Raw genomic sequence first — 10951 nt, forward strand, 5'->3', positions numbered from 1 at the left:
CGCACCACCGGGTGGCGGAGCTGGTGGAGGCCCTGGGCCCGGACAACGCGGTCATCGGGAACACGAACACCCGCAATCGGCGGCGCAGGTCCGTGAATTCGGGACTCCCCTGGATGCTCTCCCAGTCGGTCTGCGGCTCCGCGCCACCGACGTCGTGTTCGGTGCTGCTCACAGCGGATCTCCACCTTCCCGTTTTTTCGTACTGGTCGTACTGGTAGAAACCAACGGAACGTATGGGTCAGCTGTGTAGCTCGTAATCCCTCGATCGGGTAATACTTTCTTACTGACTGTCAGCGCATTACTTGCGGTGCCTACCCCGACCGGCGATTCGCGTCTTTTCTTCGGCTTGTCCGAATCGCGCGACCGCCCTGTCCCGCATGAAACCGAGCGGATCGGGGGCGTGCAGCCGCAGCATGATGTCGTGCACGTGGTCCGGGCGCCCGTACCCGGTCGCCCGGCTGACGAAGTACGTCGTCACGAAGGCGACCGGCACGGTGATCAGCGCCGGCTGGTTGACGAACCACGGCGCCCAGCCGCCGGTGTAGCCGCTCACGACGTTGACGATCAGCGCGGCCAGCACGAGACCGCCGCCGACGAACATCCCGGCCAGCGCACCCGGCCAGGACAGCTTGCGCCACCAGATGCCCAGCACCAGCAACGGGCTGAACGTCGACGCCGCGAGTGCGAACGTCAGCCCGATCGACAGCGAGATGTCCTCCGGCCGCAGCGCGACCGCCAGCGCGATCGGGAACAGCGCGACCAGCCCGGTCGCGACGCGGAAGTCACGGACCCGGCCGGGCAGCAGGTCGGTCGACACCACCCCGGCGACGCTCACCAGCAGCCCGGACGTGCTGGACAGGAACGCCGCGAACGCGCCGGCCGCGGTGACCGCGCCGAGGATCTGGCCGCCGACCCCGGGCAGCATCGCCGAGGGCAACCGCAGGATCGCCGCGTCCGTCTTGCCGGTGACCAGCAGCTCCGGGACGTACATCCGGGACAGCGCGCCCAGCAGCGTCGGGAACAGGTAGAACAGGCCCAGCAGCAGCAGGACGTGCACGGTGGTGCGGCGCGCGGCCTTGCCGTCGGGGTTGGTGTAGAAGCGGACCAGCACGTGCGGCAGGCCCATCGTGCCCAGGAACGTCGCGAACATCAGCGAGTACGTCTGGAGCAGGTCGGTGAGGCTGCCCGACCCCGGGTGCAGCCAGTTCGCGTTGTCGGCGACCGAATCGCTGACCACCGGCACCGGCGTGCCGGCCAGGAACTTCAGCGTGGTGCCTTCGGAAACCGTGTGCGGGGCCAGCGGGGTCCAGTGCGTCGGACCGGCGGCCGGGCCGTTGTCGGTGCGGCCGTACGCGTACAGAAAGGTGTCCGAAGTGACGTGCAGGGTGACGTCGGTCTGGACGTCCACTGTGGTGTCGCTGGTGAACACCGGCGGTGCGGCCGCGCCGAGGGGACGGAAGCCGTCCGGGCCGCCGCCGGCGAAGAAGACCATGCACAGCACGAACGCGGGCACCGAGATCGCGAACAGCTTGAGCCAGTACTGGAAGGCCTGGACGACGGTGATCGCGCGCATGCCGCCGGCGATCACGTTGAACGCCACCACGATCATCACCGCGATGGCGCCGGTCCAGACCGGCACCGGCAGGATCGTCGCCAGCGTCAGGCCCGCGCCCTGCAGCTGCGGGACCATGTAGAGGATCCCGATGAACACGACGAACGCCGTCGAGAACCGGCGGAGGCCCTTCGAGCCGAGCCGCATCTCGACGAAGTCGGGCAGCGTGTACGCGCCGGAGCGCCGCAGCGGCGCCGCGACGAAGAGCATCAGGGCGAGGTAACCCGCGGTGAAGCCGATCGGGAACCACAGCGCGTCGGCGCCGTCCTTGAGCACGATCCCCGCGATGCCGAGGAACGATGCCGCGGACAGGTACTCACCGGAGATCGCGGCGGCGTTGCGGCGGGACCGCACGGTCCGCCGGGCGACCAGGAAGTCGTGCGTGCTCGTGGCCGAACGCGAAGAGCGGTGACCGAGGAAGAACGTCACCACGGCGACCAGCACGATGCCGGTCAAGGCCCACGGGTTCAGCTGCACGGGGGAATCCTCGCACGAGTCGTGCGGAAACTAGTTTTCGATCATGTCCACGAAAGCGCGTTCGTTGCGTTCGGCCAGGCGGTTGTACCAGATGCCCACGCCGAACAGGAACGGGAACGGCAGGACGCCGAGGATCAGCCAGGCCACCGGGATGCCGACCAAGCTCAATCGGGAGAACCCGGGAACGAGGTAGAACAGCACCGGCAGCGAACCGAACACGACGACGACGAGGCCGGACAGCAGCAGCGCCGTCCGCAGCTGGACCTTGACCAGGTGGTCCTTCACGAGCAGCTTTCCCCAGCTGGTCTGCTCTTCCAGCTCGACGCGGGCACGCAGGCTACCGCTGCCGCGACGCTGGTCGTTGAGGATCACCCGCTCGCGCTTGGGCCGCGTGTGGTGTTCCGGCTTGGGCGACGGCTCGTCCTCGGGCGCCGGCGGAAGCGGCTCGACGACGGCCTGGTCCGTCGGCTGCGGGAGCGGCCGCTGCTGGCGGACGCGCCGGCCGAGTGTCGGATCGGGCTCTCGCACGCCGTTCGCGCGGCGCTCGTAGAAGTCGTCGGTCATGACCGGTCCCCGGCTCAGCCGTTCCGGCCCGAGCCGACCAGCCGGTCCTTCAGCGCCCGGGTGTGCCGCCGGCTCACCGGCAGCACCTTCTCCTCGTTGCCGATCACGACCTGGTAGCCGCCCTGGCCCATCCGCAGCTCGGTGATGAGCGGCAGCGCGACCAGGAACGACCGGTGGATCCGGACGAATCCGGCTTTCTCCCAGCGCTCTTCGAGCTGGGCCAGCGGGATGCGGACCAGGTGGCTGCCCTCGGTGGTGAACAACCGCGCGTAGTCGCCCTGCGCCTCGACCCAGCGGACCGAGGAGCGCGGGATGAGCTTGGTGGTGCCCGCCAGCTCGACCGGGATGACCTCGTCGTCGTTCTTCACGCCCGGCTCGCCGCCGAGGGCGCCGGGCGCCGGGGCCGCGGCGGAGGCCAGCTTCTCGATCACGCGCGTGATCGCGCGGTCGAGGCGGTCCTGCTGGTACGGCTTCAGCACGTAGTCCAGGGCGCCGAGGTCGAAGGCGTTGACCGCCTCCTCGGCGTGCCCCGTGACGAACACGAGCGCGGGCGAGGGCCGGAGCGCGGCGAACACGCGCGACATCTCCATCCCGGACAACCCGGGCATGTCGATGTCGGCGAAGACGGCGTCGACGATCGGCAGGCCACGCTCCTTGCGGTCGCGTAGTCTCGGGTCGTCGGTCGACAGCAGCCGCAGCGCCTCCGACGCGTCGATCGCCGGGAACACCTTCGCGACGTGGGGGCTGTTGCGCAGGCAGTGGACTAGTTCGTCCAGACCTCGAGGCTCGTCGTCCACAGCCAGGACCACGAGCTTCCGGGTGTCATCGTGAGCACTCACAGTGAAACGCATCCTGCCCATTGCCGAGTGCAATGTCCAGCCCCCGTCTGCCTGAAGTGGCGGGACCCCGCCGGTGACGCCGCCACCAGCGGGGTCCCTCGCTATCAATGCACGAACGTGAACCAGTTGAGGTTCACGAAGTCGGCGGGCTGGCCACTCGTGAAGGTGACGTACACGTTGTGCACGCCGGTCACCCCGCTGATGTTCGCCGGGACGGTCCGCCAGCTCTGCCAGCCGCCCGTGTTGCCGACGGCGAAGCTGCCGATCGGGGCGTTGGACAGGCTGTCCAGCCGGACCTCGACCAGGCCGCTGACCCCGCCCGCGGCCCCGGACGCCACGCGCGCCTGGAAGTTCGTCGCCGCGGTGCTCCCGAAGTCCACGCCGGGGTAGAGCGCCCAGTCGCCGTTGCCGGCCGGGCCGATGTTCTGGCCGCCGCCGCTGTCGGTGGTCGTCTGCTTGGCCAGGCCGTTCTGCTGGGTGTACGACTCGGCCTGGATGGTGCTGTACGCGCTGCCGCCGCCGTTCCCCGGCGGGGTCGTGGTGGTCGGCGGGGTGGTGGTCGTCCCGCCGCCGGAGCCACGGGTGGTGACCGTCACGTAGTCGACGACCATCGGACGGCCCGGCACGATCCCCGGCCCCGGCGTGGTCGTGCCGGAGTTGTTGTTGGGGAACGCGCCGCCGATCGCCACGTTCAGCAACACGAAGTAGCCCTGGTGGCTGGTCATGTTCGCCCACGTGGTCGCGTCGACCTGGTTCTGGCTGACCGAGTGGAACTGCTGCCCGTCGACGAACCAGCGGAACACCTGCGGGCTGACGCTCGCGTCCCATTCGAAGCGGTAGGTGTGGAAGGCCGACTGGCAGCTGCTGCCGGGGCAGGCGCGGTTGGCGACGATGCCGGTGGTCTCGTTGCACGGGCCGCCCGGGTTGACGCCGCAGTGCAGGACGCCCCAGACGGAGTTGATCCCGTTGACGTTCTCCATGATGTCGAACTCGCCGACCGCGGGCCAGTTCCACCAGTTGCCGCGGTAGGGGCCGCCGAGGGCCCAGAACGCGGGCCAGTAGCCGAGCGCGGCCGCGCCGGTGACGTTCGGCATCTGGATCCGGCTTTCGATCCGCAGGACGCCGCCGGCCGGGGGCTTGAAGTCGGTGCGCTGGGTTTCGATCCGCGCGGACGTCCAGTTGCCCGAGCCGTCGCGCAACGGCGTGATGCGGAGGTTGCCGGCGCCGTCCTGGGCGAGGTTCGCCGTGCTCGACGTGTAGTTCTGGATCTCGCCGGTGCCCCAGTTGCCGGGGCCGCCGGGGTAGGCGTGGCCGGTGTCGATGATCCAGTTCGAGCCCGACGGCAGGGTGTTCGCGCCGCCGGTGAAGTCGTCGGCGAAGACGGTGGTCCAGCCCGAGTCGGGCGGCGGGATGGACGCGGCGGCGGGCAGGGTCAACGGGACCGCGATGAGCGCGGCGCCCAGCACGGCACCGATGGCGAATCTTGGGGAGTGGGGCATCGGGTACGACCTCCTCGTCGTCCGGATTTGTTGCCGATCGCAACAAAGCCCGTTCACGAGGAAACCCGACGCCCCACGTCACTTCCAGAGGCGTTACGCAGGAAGAGTGATTCAGGTCACAAAGTCTGCCCGGAAGTACTCAAACCGGACAGCGGACTCAGAGGCCGAACCGGGACCACGCCGCCTTCTGCGTCACCGCGTCCAGTACCGCCGACGCCGCGGCCGGGGCGCCGATGCCGAGGCGCGCGAGCAGGGCCTTCTTCGGCTCCGCCACCGAGATGTCGGCGTCCGGGTAGCGCTCGGTGATGATCTGGCGGAGGCTGCCCACGCCGTCGATCAGGCCGAGCTCCTGCGCCTTCGCGCCGAGCCAGACGTCGCCGGTGAACAGGTCCTCGGCCTCGGTCAGCCGGTCGCCCCGGCGCTCCTTCACCCAGCTCACGAACAGCTCGTGGAGCTGGCTGTGCATCTTCTTCAGCCACTCGACGTCTTCGGGCTTCTCCGGCGAGAACGGGTCGAGCCGGGACTTGTTCGCGCCCGCCGTGTGCAGCCGTCGCTCGATGCCGAAGCGTTCGAGCAGGCCGGTGAACCCGAAGCCGCCGCTGATCACGCCGATCGAGCCGACCATCGACGTCCGGTGCGCGTAGATCTCGTCCGCCGCGCAGGCCAGCCAGTACCCGCCCGACGCGGCGACGTCCTCGCAGAACGCCAGCACCGGGACACCCTTTTCGTCGGCCAGCTGCCGGATCCGCTCCGCGACCAGCCCGGACTGCGTCGGCGCGCCGCCCGGCGAGTTGATCAGCAGGGCGACCGCCTTCAGCCGCTCGTGACCGAACGCCCTGGTCAGCGCCGTCTCGACGGTGGCGAGGTTGATCGCGCCCCTGGCCAGTGGGGACGGCGACGGCGTGATCACGCCGTGCAGCTTCACCACGGCCACGACGTCCTTGCGCTCCACGCGGTCGGCGAGCACCGGGATCCGCGAAGCCAGCTTGTCCGTAACGCTCATAACGCCAGGCTAGCCGGATTTTCCGGGGGTCCGGGTGGCGAAGCCCCGGATGTCACAGCGGGATTCAGCCCATGGGGAGGATGCCGGAGCGCGTGCCGTTGACGCCGTTCACCTCGGCACCGTTGAGCTGGGCCGGGCCGCCCTGCGACGGGACGTCCGCCGGCGCGGTGTCGTTTTCGGAGCTGTAGTCCGGCATGTTCGGGCGGACACCGGGGACGAACTTCGGCACCCGCAGCGTCACCTTCATGCCGGCGCCGGGCGCGGTCTCGACCATCACCGCGTAGTCGTTGCCGAATACCTGCTGCATGCGCTGGCTGATGTTGCCGAGCCCGACGTGCGCGCCGGTGCTGTGCGCGTTCTTGACGTCCTTCAGCCGCCGCGGGTCCATGCCGATGCCGTCGTCCTCGACGCTGATCAGCGCCTCGGTGCCGTGGTCCTGCGCGATCACCGTGACGCAGCCGCCGCTCGGCTTGCTGGCCAGGCCGTGCTTGACCGCGTTCTCGACGAGCGGCTGGATGATCAGGAACGGCACGACGACGCTGAGCACCTCGGGCGCGATCTTCATCCGCACCTCGAGCCGGCCGCCGAAGCGGGCGTTCTCGATGGTCAGGTAGCGGTCGATGTTGCGCAGCTCCTCGGCGAGCGACGTGAACATGCCCGACGAGCGGAACGAGTAGCGCGTGAAGTCGGCGAAGTCCTGAAGCAGCTCTCGCGCCTCTTCGGGGTCCGTGCGGATCAGCGCGGAGATCGTGTTGAGCGCGTTGTAGACGAAGTGCGGCGAGATCTGCGCGCGCAGCGCCTTGATCTCCGCCTGCTGGAGCTGCTGCTTCGACTCGTCGAGCCGGGACAGCTCGAACTGCGTGCAGACGAACTGGGCGACGGCGTCGGCCATCTGCACCAGCCGCCCGCGGGTGCGGCCGACGACGATCAGCGCCGCCTCGGTCTCGCCCTCGACCAGCAGCGGCACGATGACGGCGGTCTTCATCCGGCAGGTGCCACGGTGGTTGCAGGGCATCCGGTCGTGCGCGACGACCTCGCGGCGGTGCTTGCGGATGGCCGCGCCGATCGCGTCGACGAGGTCGACGTAGTGCTCGTTCGCCTCGCCGTCCCAGGACAGCAGCGTGCCCTCGCTGTCGGTGATGCCCACGGCGACGCAGTCGAGCATCTGCAGCAGCTGGGTGGTGATCTTGTCGGCGGCGTCCTCGTCCAGGCCGGACCGGAGGTTCGGCGCGGCCTTCGACATCCGGTGGACCGCCTGCAGCATGGCGTCCTCCACCACGCTCGCCGGCTTGCGCTGCTTCACGAGCAGGATGATCACCACGATGCCGAGCAGGACCGCGACCCCCCAGGGGACGACCTGCACAAGCGGAAACCCGGACACGGCGTCCATGCTCTGCGCTCGACCAACCGGGTGCAAGGCCTGATCCCACTTTCTGTCCAACTGTGATGACCGAGGGTTGGAGTGACCCTACTAAGAGTCGGTTGACCGGCCGGCCGATCACTGTCCGCAACACGCTGGAGGGGCGTCCTGTTCCACCGGATCCGGGGAAAGTGCCAGGAAGAGGCCGGTTTCGCTGACGGCGATCACGGCACCGCCGGAGGTTGGACGGCCGACGGCACAGCGCGTGCGGCCGATCGGGGGAATCCCGGTGCGTGACGTGGTGACCACGGATGTCACCCGGCTATTTGAGCAGCCGCGACATCCGGCGGTCGGCCAGCGGCTTGCCGTTCGTCTGGCAGGTCGGGCAGTACTGGAACGACTTGTCGGCGAACGAGATCTCGCGGATCGTGTCGCCGCAGACCGGGCACGGGAGGCCGGTGCGCGCGTGGACGCGCAGGCCCGAGCGCTTCTCGCCCTTCAGGCGCGCGGCCTTCTGGCCGACCGAGCGCTTGACCGCGTCCGCCTCGATCTCGACGATCGCCTCGGCCAGGGTCTCCAGCGCGCCGTCGTCGAGCTTGCCGATCGTCGCGTACGGGGAGAGCTTCGCGCGGTGCATGATCTCGTCGGAGTACGCGTTGCCGATGCCGGCGATCAGCGACTGGTCGGTCAGCGCCCACTTCAGCCGCGTGTTCTTCCCGGCGAACAGCTCGCGCAGCTGCACGGCGTCCAGCGAGAGGGCGTCCGGACCGAGGCGCGCGACGCTCGCGATCTCCTGCGGGTCCTTCACGACCCACACCGCGAGGCCCTTCTTCGTGCCCGCCTCGGTGAGGTCGAAGCCGGGCCCGGTCGCGGACTCGAGGTGCACGCGCAGCGAGATCGGGCCCTTGCCCGGCTTGAGCGGCGCCGCCGCCAGGCCGTCGGACCAGCGCAGCCAGCCCGCGCGGGCCAGGTGGACGACCAGGTGCAGGTCCCCCGCGACGACGTCGAGGTGCTTGCCGTGCCGGGTCGCGCCGGTGATCTCGCGGCCGTGCAGGTCGGTCCACGGCGGGGTCGCCGTCTTCAGGACGCTGAGCGATGCGACATCGATGCGGAAGATCGTCCGGCCGACGGCGTTCTCGCGCAGGTGGTGCGCCAGGGCTTCGACCTCGGGCAGTTCGGGCATGCCCCCAGTTTCACCCCTTCGACCGATTTCCGGTACCGGCTACTCGACCGGGTGCAGTGGCCCGTCGAAGTCCGGCAGCGAGTGGCGCTGGATCGTTTTGGAGATCTTCTTGACCTCACCCTGCACGGTGAACATGCCGCGGATGGTGCCGACCCAGCGCTCGGACGGCCGGTCGCCAGTCATGTCGCCCTCGGTCTCCGCGACGACCGTCCACGGCCGGCGCAGGATCCAGCGCAGCGGGAAGAAAAGCACTATGAGCAGCAGCGCCAGCAGCACCCACGCGGGGATGTTGACCTCGTTCGGCGTCCACACGACGAGGATCACGGCCAGCAGCGCGGTGACCACGATCATCGCGATGCCGGGACCGTAGCTGCCGGCGACGTCGTGCTCGAAGTCGTCGGCCGTCGCCGGAGCGCGCCATTCCATCTGGGCACGGACCACCCAGTCGCGGCCGTCTTCGCCGCGTACCAGCCGGTTCATTCAGTTGCCTCCCGGGGCGCCCGCAGGGTGAGCAGCACAACGGTACCGTGCCCGGGCTCGCCCGCGCGAGGGAGGAATCGGACATCCCACCCGGCGAAGATGATCAGCGCAGTTCAGGGAGCCGGCGAGGTGGCGGACGTCGAATCCGCCGATTCGCCCGAACCAGTGACGCCGGACGCCCGGCTCGGCCACGGCTTCCCCGACGTCGGCGTCACCGTGGTCGACGGCTCGGTGGACGACGGCTCGCCGGCGGTCGGCTCCGGCTTGACCGGCACCGTCGTGGTCGTCGTCGTGTTCTCCGGCGACAGCTCGGGCGCGTTGGCGCTCTCCGGCACCGTCTCGTCGCTGGACTTCGTCATCTCGGTGGTGGTCGAGTCCAGCCGCGGCGAGGTTTCCGGGTGGTCGGGCGCGCTGAAGGTCGAGGACGACAGGTCCTCGCGCGGGGTCTCGCCGTTCGTGCCCGGGTCCGTCCCGGTGCCGACGCCGCCGGCCGGGACGTCGCCCGCCGGTATCGACGGCACCTCGTTCACGCCCAGCTGACGGCTGCCGGTGCGCTGCCGAGCCGGGATGGCGACCCCGGTGCCGCGGCCGTTGAGCACGCCGATGCCGATTCGCGGGTCCTGCCGTGGCTGCGGGGGCGGCTGCTGGTGCGACTCGGTCGGCGGCACCACCACGAGCTCGGGCGCGCCGCCGGTCAGCCCGACGTCCTGCACCGGCGTCGTCCCGAACAGCACGGGACCGGCGGCGACGCCCACGGCACCCACGGCCGCGGTCGACGCCAGCGCGAGCCCGACCTTGACCTTCGACCCGACCAGCACGCCCTTGAGCGTCGCGCCGAGCCCGGTCAGCACGCCGCCGCCGCTCGCCGCGGCACCCGCCGCCGGCACCAGCAGCACCAGCACGCCGGCGTGCGCACGCAGCGACGAGCAGACGTCGCGCAGCTCGTCCTGGGTCGCGCGGCACGACGGGCAGCCGTGCAGGTGCGCCTTGATCCGCTCGGCTTCGGCGCCGGTGACGCTGCCCGCGGTGAACCCGCCGAGCTTTTCGACGACCGCGCGGCACGAGTCCGGCCCGCGGTTCACCGAAAGGTGTGCCTGCAGGTACGCCGCACGAAGGCCTTGGCGGGCCCGCCGGGCCAGCGCCGCGGTGGCGTTCGCGCTCAGCCCGAAGTGGGTGGCGACCATGGCGGGCTGCTCACCCTCGACCTCGGTCTGCCACAGGACGGTCCGCCAGCGCTCGGGCAGGCTGGTGAACGCCGTCGTGATCAGGGTGTGCTCGGCCGTGCGGGCGTGCGTATCGGCACCCGCCCCGGCGCGGAAGGTCAGCTCGTCGTCCGACACGGGGACGTCGCGGCGGGCACCGTGCCACTCCCACGAGACCCGGCGGGCGACGGTCAGGAGGTAGGCGCGGACGTAGTCCCTGGGGCCGGAGCCACGGCGGAGGGCCTGCAGGACGCGGAAAAACGTCTCCGCGGTGATGTCTTCGGCCTCGGACCGGTCGGAAGCCAGGCTCTGCGCCAGTCTCCGGACGGCGGCGGCGTGCAGCTCGAACAGCTCCCCGAACGCGGCGTCTTCGCCGTTTCGAAGTCGTTGCAGCAGTGCCTGCTCGTCGGATTCCGAGGCCGCTGGTGGCGGCACCGTGCCCAGCTCGGTCATCCGGCCCGGCACCTCCTCCCCGAAGGTTCTCCCCGTTCGGTCGAATGGGGACACCATACGGAGGGAATCAGCCGTCGTCACCCCTTGTACGCCAGCTGTGACACCGAAGCACCGGGTCAGGGCACCGGGGGACCCGCTCATCGGAGCAGTTTTCCGTTGGTATAGAGTTCATCCCAACAGCAACGCAGTGCGGATGTAGCGCAGCTGGTAGCGCATCACCTTGCCAAGGTGAGGGTCGCGGGTTCGAATCCCGTCATCCGCTCAGGGACAGGGGCCGTG

At 70.0% G+C, this 10951-nt stretch carries 9 protein-coding genes and 1 tRNA gene; 1 reads left to right on the top strand and 9 read right to left on the bottom strand.

Going from position 1 to position 10951, the window contains the following annotated elements; translation table 11 throughout:
• Nucleotides 1–298: 298 nt before the first annotated feature.
• The 9 genes from ABZ342_RS48255 to ABZ342_RS48295 all read right to left on the bottom strand — a co-directional run bounded on the left by ABZ342_RS48255 (nt 299) and on the right by ABZ342_RS48295 (nt 10672).
• On the bottom strand, nt 299–2089 hold the full coding sequence (locus ABZ342_RS48255; protein ID WP_155548410.1) for a cation acetate symporter: 1791 nt from the start codon (nt 2087–2089) through the stop codon (nt 299–301).
• A gap of 30 nt (nt 2090–2119) precedes the next feature.
• Entirely contained in the window at nt 2120–2653 is a 534-nt protein-coding gene (locus ABZ342_RS48260; RefSeq protein WP_155548409.1) for a hypothetical protein, read from the bottom strand.
• A gap of 14 nt (nt 2654–2667) precedes the next feature.
• On the bottom strand, nt 2668–3504 hold the full coding sequence (locus tag ABZ342_RS48265) for a LytTR family DNA-binding domain-containing protein (RefSeq protein ID WP_196425823.1): 837 nt from the start codon (nt 3502–3504) through the stop codon (nt 2668–2670).
• Nucleotides 3505–3596: 92 nt separating this feature from the next.
• Nucleotides 3597–4991, bottom strand: coding sequence for a carbohydrate-binding protein (locus tag ABZ342_RS48270; protein WP_360488656.1), 1395 nt, complete (start codon nt 4989–4991; stop codon nt 3597–3599).
• 157 nt (nt 4992–5148) lie between these two features.
• Nucleotides 5149–5994 (bottom strand): S49 family peptidase, encoded by an 846-nt coding sequence (locus ABZ342_RS48275; RefSeq protein WP_360488659.1) that lies wholly within the window; start codon nt 5992–5994, stop codon nt 5149–5151.
• A 64-nt stretch (nt 5995–6058) separates the two neighbouring features.
• Nucleotides 6059–7384: a histidine kinase gene (locus tag ABZ342_RS48280; protein ID WP_360488662.1), complete on the bottom strand. Its 1326-nt coding sequence runs from the start codon at nt 7382–7384 to the stop codon at nt 6059–6061.
• 292 nt (nt 7385–7676) lie between these two features.
• Entirely contained in the window at nt 7677–8537 is an 861-nt protein-coding gene (locus ABZ342_RS48285; protein WP_360488665.1) for a DNA-formamidopyrimidine glycosylase family protein, read from the bottom strand.
• 39 nt (nt 8538–8576) lie between these two features.
• Nucleotides 8577–9017: a DUF983 domain-containing protein gene (locus tag ABZ342_RS48290; RefSeq protein ID WP_155548404.1), complete on the bottom strand. Its 441-nt coding sequence runs from the start codon at nt 9015–9017 to the stop codon at nt 8577–8579.
• A gap of 113 nt (nt 9018–9130) precedes the next feature.
• Complete coding sequence (locus ABZ342_RS48295; protein ID WP_360488668.1) at nt 9131–10672, bottom strand: sigma-70 family RNA polymerase sigma factor; 1542 nt, start codon at nt 10670–10672, stop codon at nt 9131–9133.
• A 189-nt stretch (nt 10673–10861) separates the two neighbouring features.
• Here ABZ342_RS48295 and ABZ342_RS48300 point away from each other — a divergent pair.
• Nucleotides 10862–10934, top strand: a tRNA-Gly gene (locus tag ABZ342_RS48300).
• Nucleotides 10935–10951: the final 17 nt, after the last annotated feature.

Source organism: Amycolatopsis sp. NPDC005961 (genome assembly GCF_040629235.1).
GTDB classification, from domain to species: Bacteria; Actinomycetota; Actinomycetes; order Mycobacteriales; family Pseudonocardiaceae; genus Amycolatopsis; species Amycolatopsis camponoti.